The sequence below is a fragment of the Winogradskyella vidalii genome, assembly GCF_013403955.1.
In the GTDB taxonomy this organism is placed as follows: domain Bacteria; phylum Bacteroidota; class Bacteroidia; order Flavobacteriales; family Flavobacteriaceae; genus Winogradskyella; species Winogradskyella vidalii.
In genome coordinates, this window is the sequence record NZ_JABFDG010000001.1 from 143594 (window position 1) to 167433 (window position 23840).

22 protein-coding genes and 1 tRNA gene are annotated in these 23840 nt (G+C 33.5%); 12 read left to right on the plus strand and 11 right to left on the minus strand.

Annotated elements, in window-relative coordinates:
* Positions 1-185: 185 nt before the first annotated feature.
* Entirely contained in the window at positions 186-668 is a 483-nt protein-coding gene (locus tag HM982_RS00630) for a c-type cytochrome (protein WP_179351195.1), read from the minus strand.
* Between the two features lie 327 nt (positions 669-995).
* On the minus strand, positions 996-1538 hold the full coding sequence (locus tag HM982_RS00635; protein WP_179351196.1) for an alpha-ketoglutarate decarboxylase: 543 nt from the start codon (positions 1536-1538) through the stop codon (positions 996-998).
* A gap of 115 nt (positions 1539-1653) precedes the next feature.
* Here HM982_RS00635 and HM982_RS00640 point away from each other — a divergent pair, with 115 nt between their 5' ends.
* Together HM982_RS00640 and odhB are read left to right on the plus strand one after the other, a co-directional pair.
* A complete protein-coding gene (locus HM982_RS00640) occupies positions 1654-4413 on the plus strand; it encodes a 2-oxoglutarate dehydrogenase E1 component (protein WP_179351197.1) in 2760 nt (919 codons plus the stop codon).
* A 36-nt stretch (positions 4414-4449) separates the two neighbouring features.
* The gene (gene odhB, locus HM982_RS00645) at positions 4450-5709 is read left to right on the plus strand and encodes a 2-oxoglutarate dehydrogenase complex dihydrolipoyllysine-residue succinyltransferase (RefSeq protein ID WP_179351198.1); all 1260 of its coding nucleotides are present in this window, start codon (positions 4450-4452) and stop codon (positions 5707-5709) included.
* A gap of 501 nt (positions 5710-6210) precedes the next feature.
* Here odhB and HM982_RS00650 read toward each other — a convergent pair.
* The 6 genes from HM982_RS00650 to HM982_RS00675 form a co-directional block, all read right to left on the minus strand.
* Positions 6211-6834 carry a response regulator gene (locus HM982_RS00650; protein ID WP_179351199.1) on the minus strand — a complete coding sequence of 208 codons (624 nt, stop codon included), beginning with the start codon at positions 6832-6834 and terminating at the stop codon, positions 6211-6213.
* 116 nt (positions 6835-6950) lie between these two features.
* Positions 6951-7391, minus strand: coding sequence for a retropepsin-like aspartic protease (locus tag HM982_RS00655; RefSeq protein WP_179351200.1), 441 nt, complete (start codon positions 7389-7391; stop codon positions 6951-6953).
* The gene (locus tag HM982_RS00660; RefSeq protein WP_179351201.1) at positions 7379-9964 is read right to left on the minus strand and encodes a CHAT domain-containing protein; all 2586 of its coding nucleotides are present in this window, start codon (positions 9962-9964) and stop codon (positions 7379-7381) included. The genes HM982_RS00655 and HM982_RS00660 overlap by 13 nt, the downstream gene beginning before the upstream one ends.
* A gap of 4 nt (positions 9965-9968) precedes the next feature.
* The gene (locus tag HM982_RS00665) at positions 9969-11918 is read right to left on the minus strand and encodes a PKD domain-containing protein (RefSeq protein ID WP_179351202.1); all 1950 of its coding nucleotides are present in this window, start codon (positions 11916-11918) and stop codon (positions 9969-9971) included.
* A gap of 238 nt (positions 11919-12156) precedes the next feature.
* Positions 12157-13188, minus strand: coding sequence for a hypothetical protein (locus tag HM982_RS00670; protein ID WP_179351203.1), 1032 nt, complete (start codon positions 13186-13188; stop codon positions 12157-12159).
* 28 nt (positions 13189-13216) lie between these two features.
* Entirely contained in the window at positions 13217-13450 is a 234-nt protein-coding gene (locus HM982_RS00675) for a hypothetical protein (protein ID WP_179351204.1), read from the minus strand.
* Between the two features lie 137 nt (positions 13451-13587).
* Here HM982_RS00675 and HM982_RS00680 point away from each other — a divergent pair, with 137 nt between their 5' ends.
* The 10 genes from HM982_RS00680 to HM982_RS00725 all read left to right on the plus strand — a co-directional run bounded on the left by HM982_RS00680 (position 13588) and on the right by HM982_RS00725 (position 20207).
* On the plus strand, positions 13588-14169 hold the full coding sequence (locus HM982_RS00680; protein ID WP_179351205.1) for an RNA polymerase sigma factor: 582 nt from the start codon (positions 13588-13590) through the stop codon (positions 14167-14169).
* 4 nt (positions 14170-14173) lie between these two features.
* Positions 14174-14920 (plus strand): tetratricopeptide repeat protein, encoded by a 747-nt coding sequence (locus HM982_RS00685; protein WP_179351206.1) that lies wholly within the window; start codon positions 14174-14176, stop codon positions 14918-14920.
* A gap of 121 nt (positions 14921-15041) precedes the next feature.
* Positions 15042-15809 carry a TatD family hydrolase gene (locus HM982_RS00690; RefSeq protein WP_179351207.1) on the plus strand — a complete coding sequence of 256 codons (768 nt, stop codon included), beginning with the start codon at positions 15042-15044 and terminating at the stop codon, positions 15807-15809.
* Positions 15810-16838: an asparaginase gene (locus tag HM982_RS00695; protein ID WP_179351208.1), complete on the plus strand. Its 1029-nt coding sequence runs from the start codon at positions 15810-15812 to the stop codon at positions 16836-16838.
* 76 nt (positions 16839-16914) lie between these two features.
* Positions 16915-17002 (plus strand) — tRNA-Ser (locus HM982_RS00700).
* Between the two features lie 75 nt (positions 17003-17077).
* A complete protein-coding gene (locus HM982_RS00705) occupies positions 17078-17848 on the plus strand; it encodes a MotA/TolQ/ExbB proton channel family protein (protein WP_179351209.1) in 771 nt (256 codons plus the stop codon).
* Positions 17849-17917: 69 nt separating this feature from the next.
* Positions 17918-18295 (plus strand): hypothetical protein, encoded by a 378-nt coding sequence (locus HM982_RS00710; RefSeq protein WP_317167411.1) that lies wholly within the window; start codon positions 17918-17920, stop codon positions 18293-18295.
* Between the two features lie 6 nt (positions 18296-18301).
* Entirely contained in the window at positions 18302-18937 is a 636-nt protein-coding gene (locus HM982_RS00715) for an ExbD/TolR family protein (RefSeq protein WP_179351211.1), read from the plus strand.
* A gap of 12 nt (positions 18938-18949) precedes the next feature.
* The gene (locus HM982_RS00720) at positions 18950-19414 is read left to right on the plus strand and encodes an ExbD/TolR family protein (protein ID WP_179351212.1); all 465 of its coding nucleotides are present in this window, start codon (positions 18950-18952) and stop codon (positions 19412-19414) included.
* Between the two features lie 94 nt (positions 19415-19508).
* Positions 19509-20207, plus strand: coding sequence for a porin family protein (locus HM982_RS00725; RefSeq protein WP_179351213.1), 699 nt, complete (start codon positions 19509-19511; stop codon positions 20205-20207).
* Here the strand turns inward: HM982_RS00725 and HM982_RS00730 are convergent.
* The 3 genes from HM982_RS00730 to asnS all read right to left on the minus strand — a co-directional run bounded on the left by HM982_RS00730 (position 20202) and on the right by asnS (position 23812).
* Positions 20202-20810 carry a hypothetical protein gene (locus HM982_RS00730; RefSeq protein WP_179351214.1) on the minus strand — a complete coding sequence of 203 codons (609 nt, stop codon included), beginning with the start codon at positions 20808-20810 and terminating at the stop codon, positions 20202-20204. The genes HM982_RS00725 and HM982_RS00730 overlap by 6 nt on opposite strands.
* 18 nt (positions 20811-20828) lie before the next feature.
* Positions 20829-22295, minus strand: coding sequence for an RNA polymerase factor sigma-54 (rpoN, locus tag HM982_RS00735; protein ID WP_179351215.1), 1467 nt, complete (start codon positions 22293-22295; stop codon positions 20829-20831).
* Between the two features lie 83 nt (positions 22296-22378).
* Positions 22379-23812 carry an asparagine--tRNA ligase gene (gene asnS, locus HM982_RS00740; RefSeq protein ID WP_179351216.1) on the minus strand — a complete coding sequence of 478 codons (1434 nt, stop codon included), beginning with the start codon at positions 23810-23812 and terminating at the stop codon, positions 22379-22381.
* Positions 23813-23840 lie beyond the last annotated feature (28 nt).

Genomic DNA, 23840 nt, shown 5'->3' on the forward strand with positions numbered 1-23840 from the left:
TTAAATTGTATTTATACTAGTTTGTTGGTTTAGTTAATAAAGCTATGTTTATAAATGTGTACAGTACCGTTTTGGCAAATACTTATCATAATAGTTGAGTTATAAGCATAAGTATTTAATTGTAAACTTTATTAAAGCAAACAAGGCTAACATAAAAACCAATTGAAGTTTATAGTATAAGATTATTATAAGGTTCTAAAATATTCTAATACGGCTCTTGCATCCTCTTCTGAAAGGCCTTGGTTTGCCATTGGAGCACCATTAAATTCCATTAATAAATCTTTAGCTAATGGATCTTCTTTGACCATTACCTCTGGATTTAATATCATGTTCATTACCCATTCTGGGGTTCTTTTTTTCAAGATACCTGTTGGTGGTGGACCTATAAATTTCTTATCTACTTTATGGCATGCGGTACACATTTTATTGTAGACTTCCATTCCTGTCGCTACTAGGTCTTGATCTATTTCTTCATCTAGAGTTATAGAGGTAATTGGACCAACACCTTTGTTAGAAAGTTCGATGCGTTCTGTTGCAGGTACTTTTTTTTCAGTTTTTTCAGGTGCTTTTTTACCGTAGCTAGATGCTTCCTTTTTTTTATCACTGCCACCACAGCTTATAGCAGTCGCAATAACCATTATTGATAATAAATTCAGTATTTTTTTCATTGTTTTTGATTTAGTTTTAGCAAATTTAAATTAGTTGATAAGATAAATACATGATATTTGTCATGTATTAGGATAATTTTATCTGATTTAAAATTATTTCAGTTTTTAAGCTATTAATAATTTAGTCAGAATGTAGATAAAATGGTCTAAAACAGGGGAGGTATTGATGTAGACTTATAAAAAATAAGGGGTTGAAAATTCTAAAATATCAACGTTATTTGTGGGATTTATTAAACCTAATCTGAAGATTTAGTCATACAATGTTTTTTGGGATAACAGTTTTATGAAGGTTTGAACAGGTCGCAATGGTGGAATAATTTTTGCTTTTTAAAACCAAAAACGCACAAAAGGCATCCAAGCTTCAGAGTAAATACTTCTGTCATTATCATAAAGCACATCGTATCTAATGCCTATTGTTACATTATTACTGGTATAACCTGCACCTATAAACAAAGCAGGATACCAATAATTTTCATCGCGATTGGTCACATAAGCATTGTCAAAATTTCTGCTGACGTGTAATTGTTCAAATTCTGTAGAGATTTGGACTTCTCTATAAGGATTAAATAAGCCAATAAGACTTCCGCCTAAAACGGTTGATTTAAAAATATCTTTTTGAGAACTGTAGGAGTAGTTTAGTCCAACACCAGAAGCAACATAAGGGTTAAAACGATAAACAGCACTTGGGGAAATAGAACCACTAAAGAAGCCATCTCCAAAATTAAGACCGAGACCACCACCAAATTCTACTTGACTCCAAAAGTTAGAGGAGTTAGAATTATTGCTCTGGGAGAATACATTAATAGTACTCAGGCAAATAACTAAAGCAGTAAGAATTGATTTTATTGTAAGTGTGCAGATCTTGTTCATATTGTTAGGGCGTGTTTTTAAATATGTTATAAATATAATAAATCCTTATCTATATTTAGTAAAAGTTGTATTTTTGGACAAATTATGTTGAAACGAAAACGTCTCAAAAACTATAATGGATAAATATTCCTTTCTCAACGCAGCACATACAGCATACTTTGCTGATTTATACGACCAATACCTTAAAAATCCAGATTCTGTAGAGCCAAGTTGGCGCGCCTTTTTTCAAGGTTATGATTTTGGGTCCGAAAATTATGGATTAGAAGGTGAAATTGTTGAAGGTGTTTCTACGCAAATACCAGAGCAAATCCAAAAAGAATTTCAAGTCCTAAACCTTATTGACGGTTACAGAAGTAGAGGTCACTTATTTACTAAGACAAATCCTGTAAGAGCAAGGCGAAAGTATGCGCCAACCTTAGAGGTTGAAAACTTTGGACTATCACAAAGTGATTTAGAAACCCAATTTTCAGCAGGAGAAGTTTTAGGCATTGGCTCAGCAACGTTACAAGTTATCATAGACCATTTAGAAAGCATTTATTGCTCATCTATTGGTGTAGAGTACATGTATATTAGAAAACCTGAAGAAATTAAGTGGATTCAAAAGAAGCTTAATGTTAATGATAATCACGCTAATTTTTCTGCAGATGAGAAGAAAAACATCCTAAGAAAATTAAATCAAGCCGTTTCGTTTGAAAACTTTTTGCACACTAAATATGTTGGTCAAAAAAGATTTTCACTAGAAGGTGGTGAAGCTTTGATTCCAGCACTAGATGCTTTAATTGAAAATGCATCAGAATACGATGTAAAAGAGTTTGTAATGGGAATGGCTCACCGTGGTCGTTTAAGTACTTTAACCAATATCTTTGGTAAATCTGCTAAAGACATCTTTAGTGAGTTTGACGGAAAAGATTACGAACAAGAAGTCTTTGATGGTGATGTAAAATACCATTTAGGTTGGACGAGTGATCGTGTAACCGATAAAGGCAAAAAAATAAATATCAATTTAGCGCCAAATCCTTCGCACTTAGAAACTGTAGGTGCCGTAGTGGAAGGGATTACGCGTGCTAAACAAGATGATAAATACCCAGATAATCCTTCTCAAGTTTTACCAATAATTGTTCATGGTGATGCTGCCATTGCCGGACAAGGTTTAGTATATGAGTTGGTGCAAATGGCACAATTAGAAGGGTATAGAACCGAAGGAACGATTCATATTGTAGTGAATAACCAAATTGGTTTTACAACGAATTATTTAGATGCACGTTCTAGTACCTATTGTACAGATGTAGGCAAAGTAACACTTTCACCAGTATTACACGTTAATGCTGATGATGCTGAAGCTGTTGTTCATGCTACATTGTTTGCGCTACATTTTAGAATGAAATTTAAGCGTGATGTATTTATAGATATGCTAGGCTACAGGAAATATGGCCATAATGAAGGTGATGAACCTAAGTTTACACAACCATTATTATATAAAGCGATTTCTAAGCATAAAAACCCAAGAGACATTTATGCAGAACGCTTGTTAGCCGAAGGGGTAATTGACAAAAGTTTTGTTTCTAAAATTGAAAAAGAATACAAAGATAGTTTAGAAGAAAAACTCGAAGATTCTCGTAAAGTAAAGAAAACTGAAATCACACCATTTATGCAAAATGAATGGACAGATTTTATTTCGGTTGAGGAAGATAAAATGATGAAGCCTGTTGATACAACGTATCCTAAAGAAGGGCTGAAAGAAATTACCAAAGCCATTTCTAGCTTACCAGAAGACAAGAAGTTTATTAGAAAAATTCAACGTTTAATTGAGTCTAGACAAGCGATGTTTGATGAGGATCGTTTAGATTGGGCTATGGCAGAACATTTGGCTTACGGATCTATTTTATTAGATGGAAGTGATGTTAGAATTTCTGGTCAAGATGTTGAGCGTGGTACATTTTCTCACCGTCATGGCGTTGTAAAAGTTGAAGATAGTGAAGAAGAAATAGTGCTTCACAATAATATGAGAGAGAAACAAGGTCATTTCTATATTTATAACTCTCTATTATCAGAATATGGTGTAGTAGGTTTTGATTATGGTTATGCCATGGCAAGTCCTAAAACATTAACCATCTGGGAAGCGCAGTTTGGTGATTTTAGTAATGGTGCCCAAATAATGCTTGATCAATACATTTCTGCGGCAGAAGATAAATGGAAGCTTCAAAACGGTTTAGTTATGTTGTTACCTCATGGCTATGAAGGCCAAGGTGCAGAGCATTCTTCGGCACGTATGGAGCGTTATTTACAATTATGTGCTAAAGATAATATGTATGTGGCAGACTGTACGACACCTGCTAACATGTTTCATTTATTACGAAGACAAGTAAAAGCAGGTTATAGAAAACCATTAATTGTTTTTACACCTAAGAGTTTATTACGTCATCCTAAAGTCGTTTCTACAGTAGATGAATTTGCAAATGGAAGTTTCCAAATGCTTATTGATGATGCTAATGCTAATGCAGATAAAGTAAAATCTTTAATATTTGTAACTGGTAAATTTTATTACGATTTATTAGAAGAGCAAGAAAAATTAGAAAGAGATGATGTTGCTTTAGTAAGAATAGAGCAATTGTTTCCTTTGCCGGCTGAAGAAATGAGGACGGTTATTCAAAAATATAGTAATGCAGATGAGATTGTTTGGGCTCAAGAAGAACCAAGAAACATGGGGGCTTATGCTCACATGTTAATGCATTTTGATGAAGCTAAACAATTTAGAGTTGCTAGTAGAAGACCTTACGGTGCGCCAGCAGCAGGTAGTTCTGTACGCTCTAAAATAAGACATAAAGAAGTTATTGATTATGTTTTTGATAAGACTAAAGATAATAAGAGAAAATAAAAACAACGTAAGACCATAAGTTATAAATAAAACAATATGATTTTAGAAATGAAAGTGCCTTCACCAGGCGAATCAATTACTGAGGTAGAAATTGCAGAATGGTTAGTGCAAGATGGAGACTATGTAGAGAAAGACCAAGCGATTGCTGAAGTCGATAGTGATAAAGCAACATTAGAATTACCTGCAGAAGTTAGTGGAACAATTACACTTAAAGCAGAAGAAGGTGATGCCGTAGCTGTTGGTGCTGTAGTATGCTTAATTGATACTAGTGCTGAAAAGCCAGAAGGTGACGCTCCTGCAACTTACGAAGGCGGTGATGAAGGTGGTGGTGATAAGAATGTCGCAGATGATTTAAAAAAGGAACAAGACCAAACACCTAATACAGGTGAAAAAGCACCAAATCCTGCTCAAAAAACATATGCTTCAGGTACAGCAAGTCCTGCGGCTAAAAAAGTATTAGCTGAAAAAGGAATGGATGCTAGTGCTGTTTCTGGTACTGGTAAAGATGGAAGAATTACTAAAGAAGATGCTGTAAAAGCTGTACCATCTATGGGGACTCCAACAGGAGGAAATAGAGGAACAACGCATAGTAAAATGTCTATGTTACGTCGTAAAGTAGCAGAACGTTTAGTTGAAGCTAAAAATACAACAGCCATGTTAACCACGTTTAATGAGGTTAATATGACGCCTATTTTTGAGCTGCGTAAACAATATAAAGAAGACTTTAAAGCAAAACATGGCGTCAGTCTTGGGTTTATGAGTTTTTTCTCTTTAGCAGTTGTAAGAGCATTAAAAATGTACCCTGCAGTGAATTCTATGATTGATGGTAAGCAAATGTTAACTTACGATTTTGTAGATATTAGTATTGCAGTGTCTGGACCAAAAGGATTAATGGTACCAGTAATTAGAAATGCAGAAAACTTATCGTTTAGAGGTGTAGAATCTGAAGTGAAACGTTTAGCATTAAGGGCGAGAGATGGTCAGATTACGGTTGATGAAATGACAGGAGGTACATTTACAATTACTAATGGTGGTGTATTTGGAAGTATGTTATCAACGCCAATTATTAATCCGCCACAGAGTGGTATTTTAGGAATGCATAATATTATTCAACGTCCGATTGCTGTAGATGGTAAAGTTGAAATTCATCCAATGATGTACCTAGCTTTATCTTATGATCACAGAATTATTGATGGAAAAGAATCAGTTGGTTTCTTAGTTGCTATAAAAGAAGCTTTAGAGAACCCTGAAGAATTATTGATGGATAATGATGTAAAGAAAGCTTTAGAAATGTAAGGCTTATTATATAAGATTTAAAAAGCGCAATTCCATTTGGAGTTGCGCTTTTTTTTGTTCCTAACTAACAAGAACATTTAACTAACTAAAATTAATTAAAAAAATTGACAACAATATTGGCCGATACTACAATTACCGAACTTGTAATTATTAAGATTATAAATAGCTTATCCCATTTTCTAGATGAATCTTTTTTCATTGTTTCCATAACATTTTCGTCTTTTTTAAAAGCTCTGAATTAACCTAAAAATTCAGAGCTTTAAAGAATTGATTTTTATTTGTTGATTAATAGCTGATGTAAATTTGCAACTTATTATAATACAATGCAATACGTAGAACTACGTATTTTTTTGATATTCATATATAGAAAAAGCCCCGAACAATTGTTCGAGGCTTAGTAATCCCCTAATAACTAATTAATAGCTTGTTATTAACCCTAATTAATAACAATGTAAATATCATGAATAAATTGATGCAATACTATACGTAGAACTACGTATATTAGAGGTATTCTATGTTTTCTTTGGCAAATAAATACAAAGTAGCTGATTTTGAGTCTAGTAAAAGTTTAGCTCTAATATGGCTTTTATGTTTTTCAACGGTTCTTACCGAAATACATAATTCTTCAGCAATCTCAGCAGCCGTTTTGTTCTCAGCAATGAGTTTAAGAATGTTAGTTTCAGCTTCAGTTAAAGACTGTATTTTTTCAGGAATATCGTTAACTTCAATATAAGATAATAGCTCAGGACTAAAATAGGGCTTATCTTTAATGACGGATGTAATGCAATTTTCAATTTCCTCTAAAGCAAATTCTTTTAAGACATAACCATAAACGTCTAAAGCTTTGGCTTCATTTAATAAATCTTCATCTTTTTCGAAGGTAATTAGTATAATTCTAGTAGAAATATTATCAGTTTTACATTTCTCGGCAATCTGTAAACCGGTTAGAAAAGGCATTTTTATATCTAAAATAGCAATATCGGGTACATGAGCTTTAATGAGAGCTAAAGCTTCTTTTCCATTTTTAGCACTAGCTAAAACATTAAAGGACTTTTCAATTAAAAAATCATGAAGACCTTTGAGGATAAGCGGATGGTCGTCCGCAATAATAAGAGTAGGTTCCATTTTTTGCTATTAATTTTATATTAATACAAAATGATTATAAAAGACATTTAATATTAACAAATAATTTGAGGAATCAAAAAATAAAGATAAGAAGAACCTTTAAGTTATAATAGTAATTACAGTTTTAAATACAGGTATTTTTTTTCGTAATCTATAACAGCTTTACCTTTTTTTAAGATATCTGCACCCAAAATACCATCAACTGGGTCGGCATTATGATTGATTAAGCCGTTGTTAACATGCGATAAATTAAATAAGATTAAAGCAACACGGTTTTTCTTCCACTTACCAACTTTTATCGCATTAGAATTAGAAATCTGTGTCAGCATGTCAGATGCACCAGCACCAACCGCTTTTATTTCAGAATCTTTGACTTTAAGGTTAAAACGTTCAATAGCTTCAAAACCAACACAGCTGTTTGAGGCACCTGTGTCTAATATAAAACGGCCTTTAACACCATTAATAGATGCTTTTATTTCGAAGTGATTGGTTTTAGTGAATTTTAATTTCACTTTAGAATAGCCTTTATTTAAGAGGAAGTCTTTTAACGTTTCCATAGTTGTCGTTTATAAATTAGTAACCCAAGTATCATAGCAATTATCAAGCCGAGGATACTGAAAGCCAAAATATTTATACCACTTGAAGGTTTTACTGCAGTTAAGTCACCCGAATAGACAAAGGCACTCCAGTAATACGGCGATTTTTTTATATTAGAGATGTCTTCAGCTTCCAAATAGGTTAATTTAGAACTCTGATTGGCAGAAAATGCTGAGGCTGTTTGTTTCAGGTCACTATAGAAATTAGACATAATTTGAGCTGTAGAACGGTCGTTTATTTTCCAAAGTGAAACCACCATATTAGAAACACCTGCATATTTAAACCCACGAGCTAAATTCATGCTGCCTTCACTTTTTTGTAATACACCAACACCAGTTTCACAGGCACTCAACACTACTAAATCTTGGGTTAAATCTAAACTGTACAATTCTTGTAATTGTAATTTTGAATCGATAAAATCAATATTAGCGGGTGTTGTAAAATTACCACTATTGGCATGTGTAGAAAGATGTAAAATACTATAATCATTAGCTTGTTCTAAAACATCACTTTTGGTAGCTGAATTATACATTAAAAATTGCGTTTTAACCGCTTTGTCTATTTGTTCGGCTTCATCAATAGAGTAGGTGAGTTTTAAATTACGGTCTTCAAAAACGGGGAAAACACCAAGTACAGATTCATTAAACTGATAGGGTTGAGTAGAATTATAAAACGAAACGCTAGAATGATACGCCAAACGATGTGTCTTTACCATAAAGGGCATTTCAGCATATTTAGACGTTGTTGTTGGGGCAGTAAGAAGGCTTTCAAAAGGAATAAAATTTAAAAGTCCATCTGCGATAATCACTATGTTCTTATAGTTGCTGACGTCTTTCAATTTTAATAATTCATAAAGTTGAAAGGCATCTTCTGTAAATTTTGAAATGTCATTATTAATGGCTGAAGCCGTTTCAAAATAATCAATAAAATTTGAAATGCTATTTTGAACAGAATCATCAATTGATATACGAGTAAAACTCAGGTGTTTTGGAGACAGCACAAATTGATACAGTCCGTATTCACCATAAAAATAGTTAACCAAACAGGCTTGGTCTGATTCTAACTTTGATTTTAAGACATCAGTAGTAATGGCTTCAGAATAATTAGTACCATAAGTTTGATTAATAGAATCTTGTAAACGTTTTAAATCTGTACTTGTGGTAATTAGTTGCAGACGCAAACTATCACGCTCTATGCGCTGGGTGTTATTTATGGGCCGGCTAAGAAGTCGGTTACTGAATTGTTGCTGTTGCTTAAGTAGTTTTTGTTCTTTTATAAGTAGGCTATCATTAGGGTGTTTTTCTAAACGTGATTTTTTGCTGGAATACCATTTTAGGGCTAGAGCTTTATTTAATTCGGCGTAATTTAAAGCACGTTTTATGTAGTCTACGTTGCCTTTTACTTGGTACATGTCGTAGAGTAACGCGATACATTTTTCACTCCGAGATTTGTTAACACTAGCACTCAGAATATAACTTTCTTGATTGGTATGTTCTTCATTTAGCAATTGGGTCACATAGAAGCTTAAATCATAGCTCTGTAATTTCTTTTCGGGTTCAGTTTGTAAGGCTGCCCACAAATCAAAAATGTCTATAAAGGTGTTTTCAGGATATAAATTTTTAGCTTTTGGTAAATCGGGACCTTTAAAATTTGGTATTAAAATGGCTAAACAGTTTTGTAATGCGGCAATAGCTTTCTCGTTTTTCTCGCGTTTAAAATGTAATTGGGCTTCCTGAAAACTGAATTTTGCTCTGCTTCGTGCTGTTGTAAGCTTGTTTATTTTTAATCGTTTTAAACGATTTAGGTTAGAATAAGCTATGTCATAATCTTCATTTTTTAAAGCCGTTTCATAATTGAGTTGAAGCGTTTCAATAGATTGTTTATTAAAATCTGAAATGATGAGGTCGTTTTCTAAGAACAATCGCTTTTGATTGGATTCTAATAACAATTCGCTTTTTCGTTTAATATATTTTAAGTTGCGCTCCTGTTGTTTTTTTAAGCCTTCAATTTGTAATCCTTTAGCAACAATTGTGAATACTTGTTGGTGCTTGCTTAAAGATTGATAGAGTTTTGCTAGGTTGATATAGCCAGAAATTTGCTGCTGCTTATTGTTTTGTTTTTCTGAAAGTTGTAAGTAGTATTTTATTAAATGTTCAGCCTTTACATAAGCATTGGTTTTATGGTAAAGAATTCCCAAAGGAATAAGGCAATATTCTACAATGTCGTAAGAGGTTATATTGTGTTTGGTGTAAAGCTGATGCGCTTTTTCGTAATTAGAAATGGCTTTAGTTTGCTGATTTATGGTATTGAGATAATAGGCTTTGTTTACTAATAAATTGATGAAAGCATAATATTCATCTGCTGTGGAAAGTTGGGATTCAAAAGTTGTAATTTGAGTGTTGAGTTCGGCTAGACCTTCAGCATTTTTATGATTGTGAAAAATTTCAGTAGCATTATAAATAGCGTCTTCTAAATCTTGTGCAAAACAAGTTCCAAAGATTAAGAAAAACACTAAAATGAGTCTGTTTTTCATGCTGTTAAAATTTCCAAATCGCATAGAGTTGCAAATAGTTGTAGTCGTCTTTTAAATTAAACACATAACGTGCCCCAAGACTTGGGCCAATACGCGCAAAACCAGCTGTAGCTTCCATTAAAAAACCAGACCTAAAGTTGGTGAATGATTCCGTGAGTTCCGCGTTGTTTTCTATAGTGTTAAAAATTTGTGCATCGGGGTCTTGGCCTTCAAATTGTTCTATAAAAATAGATTGTTCTTGCTTTTCACTAACCGATATCGTTCCAATAATTCCGGCACCTAAACCAATAAAGTTGTTAACGTTATAGCGCATCAAAACAGGGACTTCCCAATCTATATTTTGGTAGGTGCTGTTGGTAGTCGTTCTCTGGAGAAAATCAAATCCAGTTGGGCCTTCAATTACGCTCTCTTCAATCGTAGTGTTGCCATCAAAAGAATGCAAACTATTGAGTAATTCTACTTGCCAATACCAACGATACGATTTGTAAGGTGAAATGGTAGCACCAATAAAATAGCTTTCAGAATTTTTTAAATCGGAAAAGGAATTATAGCCTGCTTTTACACCTACTGAAATACCAGGTAAAAAACGCGTGGTAGAATAGTTAGTAATAATAGGGTCGTTTTTATCGAAAATAATAGCGGTTCGGGATTTGGTTTTCTTTTTATGAAAGTCGTCCGAGAATTTTAATCGATACTTCACAAACCCTTTAGTAGAGTCGTAAACCTTTACATTTTTCTGCTCACTTCCGGGTAAATAGATATTTTTAAAGGTAAAAATGGCTTGTTTTTCGGTGTAAGTCGTGTCTAAACAACTGTATTTGACATCATATTTCGGACAAATCTTAACCTTAGGATACATGTCCAATACTTCTATAGATGATTTGTCAAACATATCTGGAATATCGGTTTCAAGGCGAATCGTCGTTGCAGGTCCTTCACCATTATTTTGAAAACGAATTTTAAATTTAGGACGTTTATAGCGTACTAATCTGTAATTTAAAAATGAAGCATTAGAAGACATCTTGTTGGGGTCGTGCGAGGTAACAATTTCCATTTCCATGTCTTTAACATGATGGTTGTCGTAACTATCATCTGGTATATAAACACCTCTCACCGAAATAATGGCAGAGGTATCTTTTAGCATTTCTTTTGTGGTTTTTAAGTTGTAGAATACATGGCGCTCTTCATTGGGCTTTAAATTCTCAAAGCTCAATTGTTTTGAATTTCTATAGTTGGCTTTAGCATCACTTAGCGTCATAGGAAGATTCCTTCTAACAGTGGTGTCTTGTGGTTGTGTTTGAAGCGCTAATAATTCATTCTCGGCAGCGGCATAATAAATGTCAGAATCAAAATCATTTGTATAAACAATGTCATCGCTTATATCTTTTTCATTGTGATAAGCTCTTGTTTCAACTAAATTAAAATTATCCGATGGGTATTTGTCTTCGTTATAAAATAGGAGGAATTTTCCATTAGTGGTATAGTTCTTTGTGTTTTTATAGCTGAACACTACTACGATGTCCTCTTCTGGAATTGGTTCTCTGTTGCGTTGCAGATTTAGCGCGCTATCCATTGAGGCTTCGTCTTCGTAGTCCTCATTGGCGTTGTTGACTTTTATTTTTTTTGGTCGTGTTACAGGAGGTTTTCCGGTGTCATAATTATTGGTTGCCCATAATCTAACGGTGTATTCGCCATTTTTTTTATAGGTTTTTTTAGGTGCCTTTTCTTTACTGAATGTGCCATCGCCAAATTCCCAAAAATTAGTGTAAAATGCTTTGGGTGCGCCTGCAATTTGATTAAGTGGTGGTGCATCGGCTTTAAATTCAACCTGATTACCAGTGTCTTTATAATCTATATTTATGGTTCTTCTAGTGGTATCAGTTTCAACTTGCTGCTGAGCAAAACTAAAACCAGAAATAAATAATGCGAAATAAAATAAGAATGTAAGTTTCATATGTTTTTATTTACTGTGTTTCAATGGTCATACTTCGACTTGTGTTTGTTTCTTAATTATTTGTTATTGTAACAAAATTTTGGCCAAGCGCGTTTCTTCTCATCTTTTTTCTGCGATTAAATTTAAGGATTATAAATTAATACTAATTATTAGCCGATTATTGTCGTTTCTGGAATACATAAAAAGCCAAGAAAATTAATTCCTGACTTTTATGAACTAAGTAGTAACCCTCTCTAATTTAAGGCAAGTCATTTATTAAATCTAACAAAGTTGCCTCGTTAACTACTGTAGTTTCCCCTAAAATAAACGTTATAATACCATTGTCTTCTATAGTCACGGGCTTTATTGCATATCTCCACGCGTCTTCTGATTCTGTTACAAAAATGACATGACATTCTAAACCAATCGGAATTTGTCCGTAATGCTCACTAAAAATGTTTATACTCTCATCAAAAGTATCTAATTGTGCTAATGCTGATTCTTCACCATCATAAGAGAGGTAAATAGCACTATTTGTTTTGTTAAAACCTTCTGGAGCTTGTACTTGGAGGGTTGTTTTTGGTCTAGGGTCACTAACAAATCGATCTACATTGGTCCAGCCAAAACCTTCAAAAGCTGCATAGTATCTGTTGCCTTCTAAAAAAACACCTCCGTTTCCAACAGGGTTTACTTCAACCTCGTCCCAAGCTAAATTACCATCAGCATCAATTTCGCCATTCCATAAGGTCATATCTGGGTCTGGGCCACCAGTTAAATCTGTAGGAATTATAAGTTGTAACCCGCAATTAGTGTCTAATACGTTTCCGTTTTGTGTTGCTTCTATAAAGAATTCACCACCCGAAATTAGTAAGGATTTATCACCTCCAGGTAAGACACCCATCGTCGGTTTATTGGTAGTTAACATGCTGCCTTTTTCAAAAAGTTCCACGTATTCTAAAGTGATATCTCCAGTTACAGGATTGCCGTTATTGGTAAGACAGTTGGTGTTAATGCTGATTTCAACACCATTTTCTGAGGTTAAGGCTATATAACCATCCGCTGCATTAAAATTAAAGAGTTGGGTATGGTTATCTAAAGCTGCTGCTCTAAGGTTATTGAACTCTTGAGCTGTAGGTGTCTCAATAGGTATGTTAGTTGGGTTGTTATCATCAGGATTACAGCTTGTAGCTAATAATGCAGTCATGGTGATTAGGGCAAAAAGGCTGAATAAATTTTTAGTCAAAATACATTTTGTACTTTTTTCAATGTGAATTTTTTGAGTCGTTTTCATAAAATTGATTTTTAATTGTTATTTGTAGTTATATAAACTGAATAGTAAAATTGTTACCCTGTTTTGATTTTTTTCTACTAGCATTAATTCGTTTTTTACGGCTAGTAAGATTGCTTTTTTGAGCCATGGCCTTAAGTGAAACCCATTCTTTTGATGTGGTTTCTAATGGCGTTTTATAAATAGATTTTTTGCTTTTTGTAGTAGTATTTAAAGTTGTGAATCCTAATACTATGGTTGCTGAAATTAAAATTGTACGTTTCATAATTTTGGATTTTAATTACTATTTTGTTTGTATTAGCCTTGTTTTTTATGGCTGTTACACCCTTATATCAAAACCCGTTTAGAATTGTTACCCTCAATTTGTAAAGATTTTTTAAATTCGTTGAAAATAAAGGGTTCATGAGCAAAAAGAAATTACACGAAGACCAGAAATATATCGATGGATTGGCTGCCAATAACACCTTTATCATTCAGGCTATCTATGATAAGTTTGTGCCTAAAGTGATTAATTATATTAAACAGAATAGTGGTGATGTTTACGATGCGCAAGATGTTGTTCAGGAAACAATTATTACTATATATAACCAGGCGAAACAGAAAAAGTTAGAACTCACTTGTCCGTTTGATGCTTATTTTTTCTTGCTCTGTAAGCGAAAATGGTTAAATCAATTAAAGAAAAGTGGTCGAAAAGAGGTAACAATAAATGAGGAAGTCTTATCTAAGGATGATGACGCTCAAGTTTTGTCTTTTGAAACTTCCGTTTTTGAAAACAAACAAACCTTATTTAAAGCGATGTTTGAAGAGTTAGGGGAAGCCTGTAAAGATTTGCTTAATGCCACTTTCAAAATTAAATCTATGGAGGAGGTTGCCAAAAGTCTTAATATAACATATGCCTACGCTCGGAAAAAAAAATCCTTATGTATAGGTCAATTGACGAAACTTGTAAAAGCATCACCCAAATTTAACCAACTTAATTATTAGTCGTATGGAAGAACAAGATTATATACAGTTTGAAGCCTACCTCGCTGGTGAATTGCCTAAAGATGAATTGTCTGATTTTGAAGAACGATTAAAAACCGATGCTCCTTTTAAGGAGGCCTTTCAGGTTTACAAGGACTTTACCTCGCATTTAGAACATGAGATTACCAATGAACAAGAAAATTCAGATTTTAAAGCCAATTTAGATGTCATTTCAACCATGCATTTTAATAAAACATTAGCACCTAAAGTATCTGAAGAACCAACTCAAAAATCCAATTTATACAAGTATGCTATCGCTGCATCTGTGGCTGTTTTAATAGGTGTCTTTGTTTTTACACAGTTTAATTATCCAACTTATGAAGATTTTAATTCCTACGAACCTATAAGTTTATCTGTTAGAAGTTCTGATGTTGCTGTTTTTAATAAAGCAGAGCAAAGCTTTAATGCTCAAAATTACGAAGCTGCTATTGCAGCATTCAATACCATTTTAGAAGATGATTTTTCAAATCTCGAAATTCAACTGTATAAAAGTATCGCTTTGGTAGAAACCAATCAGTTTGAAGAAGCAGATTTGTTATTTAATAAACTTTCAAATGGTAGTTCGGCTTATAAAGACAAAGCGAAATGGATTTTAGCCTTAAGTTATTTAAAACAAGAACGTAATTCTGCTTGTATTGATGTGTTAAAAACAATTCCAGAAGACGCAGAAGATTATGAGTCGGCTCAAAAACTTTTAAATCAGTTAGATTAAATAGTCGAGCTTTAAGATTTTAATATAGGATTAACGAAACTTTAGTTTATCCTGTTTACATTGCAAAACATACTAAAAAGAAAGTCATCAAATATCAAGATGACTTTTTTACTTTTGCCAAATGATAATTACAGATACCCATACCCATTTATATAGTGAGGCTTTTGATGATGACAGAGCAGAGATGGTGCAACGCGCTATTGATGCTAATGTAAAACGCTTTTTTATTCCTGCTATAGATTCCACCTATACAGAAGCCATGCTTCAGCTTGAAAAAGATTTTCCGGAACATGTGTTTTTAATGGCTGGTTTACATCCAACGTCTGTAAAAGACAATTATAAAGATGAGTTAGATCATGTTGAAGATTTACTCTCTAAACGACAATTTTGTGCGATTGGAGAAATAGGTATCGATTTATATTGGGATACTTCGACCTTGAAGATTCAAGTTGAAGCCTTTAAACATCAAATTCGATTAGCAAAACAATATCAATTACCAATTGTTATTCATTGTAGGAATGCTTTTGATGAGGTTTTTGAAGTTTTAGAAGAAGAGAAATCAGAAGATTTATTTGGGGTTTTTCACTGTTTTACAGGAACATTAGAACAAGCAAAACAAGCCATTTCTTATAATATGAAATTAGGTATTGGTGGTGTGGTAACGTTTAAAAATGGTAAAATAGATCAATTTATTAATAAAATAGATTTAAAGCACATTGTGTTAGAGACGGATTCGCCCTATTTAGCACCAAAACCCTATAGAGGTAAACGAAACGAGAGTTCTTATATAAATAAGGTATTAGAAAAATTAGCGGAACTTTATGGCAAAAGCGAAGACGACATTGCACGTACAACAACAGAAAACTCAAAAGCTATATTTGGTATTTAAATGACTAAGCAGCCACACATCCTATTAGTATACACAGGCGGTACCATTGGTATGATCAAAGATGTCTATACAGGATCGCTTAAAGCTTTCGATTTTGATAGCCTTTTGATTAAGATTCCTGAGTTACGACTTTTAGACTGTTCTATTGAAACTATTTCTTTTGAAGAGCCTATTGATTCCTCAAATATGCATCCTAAATACTGGGCCGATATCGCTACAATTATAGGTGATAATTATACTGATTTTGATGGGTTTGTAGTCTTGCATGGAAGCGATACGATGAGTTATACCGCTTCTGCACTAAGTTTTATGTTAGAAAATTTAGCTAAACCAGTGATATTAACAGGGTCGCAATTACCTATTGGAGATTTGCGTACAGATGCTAAAGAAAACTTAATTACGTCTATACAAATGGCAGCTTTACACATTGAAGGCTTGCCAGTAATACGAGAAGTTGGTTTGTATTTTGAATACAAATTGTATAGAGGGAATAGAACCACAAAATTAAATGCTGAACATTTTGAAGCTTTTGAGTCATTTAATTATCCGAATTTGGCAGAATCTGGGGTACATTTAAATGTGAATTCTGAATCCTTATGGAGACCAAAGCCAAATTCAGAATTGGTTTTGCGTACAGCTATGGATACTAATGTAGGTGTGCTAAAATTGTTTCCTGGAATTTCGAGACCAATCTGTGAAGCTGTATTTAAAAGTAAATTAATAAAAGGATTAATTATTGAGACTTATGGGTCGGGAAATGCCACAACTGAACCTTGGTTTTTAGAATTAATTGAAAACGCAGTAAGAAACGGGCTACACATTGTTAATGTTACACAATGTGCAGGTGGAAGTGTCAATATGGGACAGTATGAAACTAGCTCACAACTCAAATTATTGGGCGTAATATCTGGAAAAGACATTACTACAGAAGCAGCCATTGCCAAATTGATGTATCTTTTAGGAGAGAATGTAGACAAAAACGAATTTAAAACCATTTTTGAAACTTCTTTACGTGGAGAATTGTCCTAAAAATAACAGTTTAAATTTTAGTTTCCGAAGATTTTTTCGTTATTTGGCACAATGTAATTTTGAAATAAATTCTTAGAGAGAGGTGGCCGAGTGGTCGAAGGCGCACGCCTGGAAAGTGTGTATACCTCAAAAGGGTATCGAGGGTTCGAATCCCTTCCTCTCTGCTGATATTTTTATCTAATAATTGCATATTTTTTTTTATCTTTAACACTTTAACTAATAAAATTAAGATTTAGACAATGAAAAGATTATTTTCTATCCTCGCCATAACATGTTTAATGGCTATCGGAACTGTTAATGCTAATGCAACAACAGCATTTGCAAGCGCAACAGCAACAGTAACTAGTGTAACTCAAGACGAAGCAGCAGCTTCCGAAGATGTGAGTTTCCATCAAGAATTAAAAAAGCGTTTTATTGAAGGTGGTCCAGGCTTTATGGGTATTGTACTACTATGTTTAATTCTTGGATTAGCGATTGCTATTGAGAGAATTATCTTTTTAAACCTTTCAACAACAAACACTAAAAAATTAACACAAAATGTAGAAGACGCCCTAAACTCTGGTGGTATTGAAGCTGCAAAGGAAGTTTGTAGAAATACAAAAGGACCTGTTGCTTCTATATTCTATCAAGGATTAGATCGCGCTGATGAAGATGTCGATGCTGCTGAAAAAGCTGTTGTAGCTTACGGTGGTGTTCAAATGGGACAATTAGAAAAAAATGTGTCTTGGATTTCTTTATTTATCGCTTTGGCACCAATGCTTGGTTTCATGGGTACGGTAATTGGTATGATTCAAGCCTTTGATAAAATTGAAGCAGCTGGTGATATGCAACCTTCTTTAGTAGCAGGTGGTATTAAAGTCGCACTTTTAACAACGGTTTTTGGTCTTATTGTTGCGATTATACTTCAAATTTTTTACAACTATATCATTGCTAAAATAGATAGCATCGTAAATGATATGGAAGATGCATCAATTACATTGATGGATTTATTAGTAAGACACAAAAAATAAAAAACAATTATGCACAAAATATTAAAAATATTCGTCGCTATTCTTAGCTTGTTCGGTATCATTTCTCTTGTGAGAATACTTGCTGCCGGAGATGAAGCTATGGAAACGGGTGAACAAGCAGGTTTATTTGAGCCTATGGCCATAACAGCCTACGTTATATTAGGATTAACTGTGCTATTTGTAGTGGTTTTTGTTTTAAAAAATCTATTCACAAATACAAGTTCTCTTAAAAATACTTTAATAGGTGTTGGTTCGTTTGCAGCAGTATTAATTATTGCTTATGTAATTTCTGGTGGAGACACAATGGCTTATAAGAATGGAGATACGATGGCTACAGAAGGTCAATCTCATCTCGTAGGAGCAGGTTTAATAGCATTTTATATACTATTAGGAGTTGCTGCTATATCAATGGCTTTCACAGGAGTTAAAAAAGTAATCGGTAAATAATATAATATGGCAAAAAGAGCAGCACCCGAAGTAAATGCAGGATCAATGGCTGACATTGCTTTCTTATTACTTATTTTTTTCTTGGTAACAACAACTATTGAAAAAGATAAAGGTTTATTAAGAAGTTTGCCACCTATTGATGATACAGAATATGAGCCTCCAATTATTAAGCAGAAAAATCTTTTTACGGTTTTAATTAACCGTAATAACCAATTGCTTGTTGAAGACGAGCTTATGGAATTAGAAGATTTAAGACAAGCAACAATTGATTTTCTAGATAATGGTGGAGATACAAATCCAGCAGGTCAGCCTTGTGACTATTGCCAAGGTAAAGGTTTAGATACTTCTTCTGACCATCCGGAAAAGGCAATTATCTCAATGAAACACAACAGAGAAACTTCTTATGAGAAGTACATGGATGTGCAAAATGAATTAGTTGCAGCTTATAATTTTTTGAGAGAGCGCGAAGCAGCACGTTTGTATAAACAATATTATCCTAATGCGGATAAAGTTTTTACAGCGATGTTAGAAGAAAAGGAGAAGAATCAGTTTAGTAAGGATGAAGTACTTAATGAGCGTATTGAGACCATTAAGAAATTATTCCCAATGAAACTGTCTGAAGCAGAACCAGATAAAAGTTAAAAAGAAACAAATATGTCTAAATTTAGAAAAAAAGATAAAGGTGGGTTGCCAGCAATTTCAACGGCATCACTTCCAGATATTGTATTTATGTTGCTTTTCTTTTTTATGGTTGCAACTGTAATGCGAGATAGTTCTTTAATGATTGAAAACCAATTGCCTAGTGCAGATCAGGTTGAAAAATTAAAAAAGGACCGAACTGTATTCATATATGGAGGTAAACCAAGCAGTCAATATAGTCAATTTGGTAGTGAACCTAGAATTCAATTTAATGATGCGTTTATTGGCGTAAATGATGTTAAGCCATCAGTACTCCAAGCCATCTCAGAATTAAATGAAGAATTACAAAGCATGGTAGTTATTGGCTTAAAGGTTGATAAAGATACCAATGCAGGTTTAGTATCAGATATTAAGCAAGAATTACGTAAAGCTAATGCATTAAAGATTATGTATATTGCTAACGTTAAGACTGAACAGTAAAATAATATACTTACTTATATTAAGTTAAACGCCCTGAGTATTCAGGGCGTTTTTTTGTTTAATAGATCCCAAAGATTTTTGTAGTTTTATAAGCATGAAAGGTTATTTATTTCTTATTCTTACATTAATGGGTTTATTTGGATTTTCACAAAGTGATAATACCATTAATTCAACGCTTTATGAGAACTACAGAGAAGATCAGTTTTATGCTTCTGTGACCTATAATTTAATAAATGAAAAACCAGTGGGTCTTACTCAAAGCGGATTTTCTTCAGGTTTTCATTTGGGCTTTATCAGAGATATGCCAATTAATACGCGTCGGAATGTCGCTCTAGGTTTAGGTTTGGGCCTTTCGGCAAACATCTATAATCAAAATAATATTTTAATTGAACAAGTCGATAATAGTATTGTGTTTACAGACCTCGATGAATTTGACTATAATGTTTCTAAAAATAAATTCATTAACTATTTAATTGAGGTTCCTTTTGAGCTTAGATGGCGAACTTCTACATCAACTAATTATAATTTTTGGCGCATCTATACGGGTTTTAAAATAGGTTATATAGTTTATAGTAGTTCTAATTTTAAAAGTGATTCAGGTAGTGTTAAACTGTCTAATATTGATAGTTTTAATGAACTTCAATATGGATTAACTCTGAGTGCCGGTTATGATACTTGGAATTTTCATGTGTATTATGGTTTAAACCCTATTTTTGATTCTAATTCAGAATTTAAAGGCGAAGATTTGTCTATGAAATCTCTAAAAATAGGACTCATGTTCTATATTCTATAACCAATAATTTAGGAATAAAAATTGTGGTGTAAACCCTGTAAAGAATCCCATAATGAGTTCTTGATTATTATGTGCTTTTAGGTGTAAACGTGATGTTGCAATAGCTCCTAAAATAATCATCATTAAGGCAATAGTACCATTGATATTAATTTGATAATGGATTCCTAAAGCTACCGCAAACATAAAAAAGCCTGAAGCGGCAATTATATGAATACTCGCTTTAATTTTAAAGACAGCTAAGATAAAACAAGTCAATGTTGAACAAAGAATTCCTAAAAAGAAATAGTACAATTCTATAATTTCACTAGGAGGTAATACTCTTAATAGTATTAAGAAGGTGATAATAGAATTAATAAGGAGCGGAATTAAGCGCTCTTTTGTACTTTTAAGATAAATTGAGTCAACCTTATTAATAGTTTTTAGCAAAAAAAATAGTAGAATAGGTAGAATAATAGTTAGAATAACTATTGAGAAAACCTTAGCTTTCATGACGTGCTCTGGGATAAAACGTGGTGTTTTAGAAAAGTAAAATAATACGCCTAATAAAGGCATTATTAACGGATGAAATACAAACGATATGCTTTTTAAAATAAAATCTTTCATCCCAATCAATAGGCTTTTTTATAGTTCTTTTCTTAAACGCGCTACAGGAATGTCTAATTGCTCTCTATATTTAGCTACCGTTCGTCTCGCAATAGGATAGCCTTTTTCTTTAAGTATTTTAGAAAGCGCCTCATCAGTCATTGGTTTCTTTTTGCTTTCCTCTTCTATTACGGTCTCTAAAATCTTTTTAATTTCACGAGTTGAAACTTCTTCACCTTGATCATTAGTCATAGATTCTGAGAAGAATTCTTTAATCAATTTAGTTCCATAAGGCGTGTCTACATATTTACTATTAGCTACACGAGAAACCGTAGAAACATCCATTTCAATTTCGTCTGCAATATCCTTTAAAATCATAGGGCGAAGGTTGCGTTCATCCCCTGTTAAAAAATACTCTTTTTGATAATGCATTATAGAGCTCATGGTCACAAATAAGGTCTGCTGGCGTTGTCTTACAGCTTCAATAAACCATTTTGCTGCGTCTAACTTTTGCTTAATAAACATTACAGCATCTTTTTGTGCCTTAGACTTTTCTTTTGAGGCCTTATACCCTTTTAGCATGTTATTGTATTCCCTAGAGACATGTAATTCTGGTGCATTTCTTCCATTCAGGGTGAGCTCTAATTCGCCATCTACAATTTTTATGGCAAAATCAGGGACAATATGTTCTACAATTTTATTGTTGCCAGCATAAGAACCACCAGGTTTAGGGTTTAAGCGTTCAACCTCTTCAATGGCATCTTTAAGCTGATCTTCATTAATGTTGAACTTTTGCATCAATTTCTTATAATGCTTTTTCGTAAACTGCTCAAAGCCATTATCTATAATTGCAATTGCCATTTCAACATCAGGATGTTGCTCTTTTCTATGTAACTGAATACTTAGGCATTCTTGAAGGTTTCGAGCCCCAACTCCAGCTGGATCTAATTGATGTACAATTTGTAATACTTTTTCAACCTCTTCTGGTGTGGTGTAAACATTTTGTGTGAATGCTAAATCGTCTGTAATATCAGATAATGAGCGTCTTATATAGCCACTTTCATCAACACTACCAACTAAAAAATAAGCGATTTCTTCTTCTTGTTCAGATAATCTAAACGTATTTAATTGATTGATTAAATGTTGAGTAAACGACGTCCCGGCAGCATAAGGCACTGTTTTTTCTTCATCATCTACGCTGTAATTACTAGCTTTAGTGCGATAATCTGGAATTTCATCGTCGCTTAGATATTCGTCAATATTAATATCATCTGCTTCAATAGACTCGTTGTCATTATACTCTTCTTCAGAGTTATCAAACTCGTCAAAATTATCTTCAGAAGCTTCCGATTCCTTGCCCGTATCCAAGGCTGGGTTTTCTTCAAGTTCTTGCTTTAAACGTTGTTCAAAAGCCTGTGTAGGCAACTGAATCAACTTCATGAGTTGAATCTGTTGAGGCGAGAGCTTCTGAGAGAGCTTAAACTGTAAAAACTGCTTTAAAGACATAAGATTTCTATTGATTATAAATGTAATAAAAAAACCTGATACCTGATAGATTTTAGAAATCTGCCAGGTATATCAATTAGCAATTAAAATTCAGCATTTTGTGGTGTTCTAGGGTAAGGAATGACATCTCTAATATTACCCATTCCTGTAGCAAACATAACTAAACGTTCAAAACCTAAGCCAAATCCAGAGTGAACAGCGGTTCCATATTTACGTAAATCTAAATACCACCATAATTCTTTTTCATCAATATCTAAGGCCTTCATCTTTTCTTTTAAAACGTCTAAACGCTCTTCACGTTGCGAACCACCTACCATTTCTCCAATACCAGGGAAAAGGATATCCATGGCTCTTACTGTTTTTCCATCTTCATTTAAACGCATATAAAATGCCTTAATGTTAGCAGGATAATCGAATAAAATTACAGGACATTTAAAGTGCTTTTCTACTAAGAAACGTTCGTGTTCCGATTGTAAGTCGGCACCCCATTCTTCAATTATATAATTGAATTTCTTTTTCTTATTTGGTTTACAGTTCTTTAAAATATCTATTGCTTCGGTATAGCTAACACGCTTAAAGTTGTTATCCACAACAAACTTAATTTTTTCTATTAAGCTCATTTCACTACGTTGTGCTTGTGGTTTGCTCTTTTCTTCGTCTAATAAACGTTTTTCTAAAAACTCTAAATCTTCTCTGTTATTTTCTAGTACATAACTTAAAACAGATTTCATAAAGGCTTCGGCTAGATCCATATTACCCGCTAAATCCATAAAAGCGACTTCGGGTTCAATCATCCAAAATTCTGCTAAGTGACGCGAGGTGTTTGAATTTTCTGCTCTAAATGTTGGTCCAAACGTATATACTTTACCTAAAGACATGGCATAAGTTTCTGCTTCTAGTTGACCAGAAACCGTTAAATTGGTTTCCTTTCCGAAGAAATCTTCCTTGTAGTTTACAGAGCCGTCTTCATTTAAAGGTGGATTTTTAGAATCTAAGTTTGTTACTTTGAACATCTCACCAGCGCCTTCAGCATCACTTCCTGTTATTATTGGAGTATGCATATAGTTAAAGCCATTCTCGTTAAAATACTTATGAACGGCAAATGATAAAGACGAACGTAAACGCATTACGGCACTAAAAGTGTTGGTTCTAGTACGTAAATGGGCATTTTCTCTTAAAAACTCGAACGAGTGTTTTTTAGGTTGAATTGGGTAGGTTTCAGGATCAGAATCACCTAAAACCTCTAAGGTTTTAACAATGATTTCTACCGATTGTCCTTTCCCTTGACTTTTTACCAACTCACCCGTAACATGAATTGCAGCTCCTGTTGTAATACGCTTTAAAAGCGCTTCGTCTAAATTTTCAAAATCGACTACACATTGAATATTATTAATAGTAGAACCATCATTTAATGCAATAAATCGGTTGGCTCTAAATGTTCTTACCCAGCCTTTTACGGTAACATCTTGTAAGGTTGCATCTTGCGATAATAATTCAGTTACAGTTTTTGAAGTCATTTTTTAATTATTTAGTATGCTAATGTTT

What these genes read in the sequence shown, in the direction of transcription:
- HM982_RS00715 (WP_179351211.1), top strand. Translation starts at nt 18,302, where the DNA reads ATGGCAAAAAGAGCAGCACCCGAAGTAAATGCAGGATCAATGGCTGAC.
- HM982_RS00725 (WP_179351213.1), top strand. Translation starts at nt 19,509, where the DNA reads ATGAAAGGTTATTTATTTCTTATTCTTACATTAATGGGTTTATTTGGA.
- HM982_RS00685 (WP_179351206.1), top strand. Translation starts at nt 14,174, where the DNA reads ATGGAAGAACAAGATTATATACAGTTTGAAGCCTACCTCGCTGGTGAA.
- HM982_RS00665 (WP_179351202.1), bottom strand. Translation starts at nt 11,918, where the DNA reads ATGAAACTTACATTCTTATTTTATTTCGCATTATTTATTTCTGGTTTT.
- HM982_RS00630 (WP_179351195.1), bottom strand. Translation starts at nt 668, where the DNA reads ATGAAAAAAATACTGAATTTATTATCAATAATGGTTATTGCGACTGCT.
- HM982_RS00705 (WP_179351209.1), top strand. Translation starts at nt 17,078, where the DNA reads ATGAAAAGATTATTTTCTATCCTCGCCATAACATGTTTAATGGCTATC.
- HM982_RS00730 (WP_179351214.1), bottom strand. Translation starts at nt 20,810, where the DNA reads ATGAAAGATTTTATTTTAAAAAGCATATCGTTTGTATTTCATCCGTTA.
- HM982_RS00640 (WP_179351197.1), top strand. Translation starts at nt 1,654, where the DNA reads ATGGATAAATATTCCTTTCTCAACGCAGCACATACAGCATACTTTGCT.
- HM982_RS00720 (WP_179351212.1), top strand. Translation starts at nt 18,950, where the DNA reads ATGTCTAAATTTAGAAAAAAAGATAAAGGTGGGTTGCCAGCAATTTCA.
- HM982_RS00650 (WP_179351199.1), bottom strand. Translation starts at nt 6,834, where the DNA reads ATGGAACCTACTCTTATTATTGCGGACGACCATCCGCTTATCCTCAAA.
- HM982_RS00660 (WP_179351201.1), bottom strand. Translation starts at nt 9,964, where the DNA reads ATGAAAAACAGACTCATTTTAGTGTTTTTCTTAATCTTTGGAACTTGT.
- rpoN (WP_179351215.1), bottom strand. Translation starts at nt 22,295, where the DNA reads ATGTCTTTAAAGCAGTTTTTACAGTTTAAGCTCTCTCAGAAGCTCTCG.
- HM982_RS00680 (WP_179351205.1), top strand. Translation starts at nt 13,588, where the DNA reads ATGAGCAAAAAGAAATTACACGAAGACCAGAAATATATCGATGGATTG.
- HM982_RS00635 (WP_179351196.1), bottom strand. Translation starts at nt 1,538, where the DNA reads ATGAACAAGATCTGCACACTTACAATAAAATCAATTCTTACTGCTTTA.
- HM982_RS00690 (WP_179351207.1), top strand. Translation starts at nt 15,042, where the DNA reads ATGATAATTACAGATACCCATACCCATTTATATAGTGAGGCTTTTGAT.
- HM982_RS00695 (WP_179351208.1), top strand. Translation starts at nt 15,810, where the DNA reads ATGACTAAGCAGCCACACATCCTATTAGTATACACAGGCGGTACCATT.
- HM982_RS00670 (WP_179351203.1), bottom strand. Translation starts at nt 13,188, where the DNA reads ATGAAAACGACTCAAAAAATTCACATTGAAAAAAGTACAAAATGTATT.
- HM982_RS00675 (WP_179351204.1), bottom strand. Translation starts at nt 13,450, where the DNA reads ATGAAACGTACAATTTTAATTTCAGCAACCATAGTATTAGGATTCACA.
- asnS (WP_179351216.1), bottom strand. Translation starts at nt 23,812, where the DNA reads ATGACTTCAAAAACTGTAACTGAATTATTATCGCAAGATGCAACCTTA.
- HM982_RS00655 (WP_179351200.1), bottom strand. Translation starts at nt 7,391, where the DNA reads ATGGAAACGTTAAAAGACTTCCTCTTAAATAAAGGCTATTCTAAAGTG.
- odhB (WP_179351198.1), top strand. Translation starts at nt 4,450, where the DNA reads ATGATTTTAGAAATGAAAGTGCCTTCACCAGGCGAATCAATTACTGAG.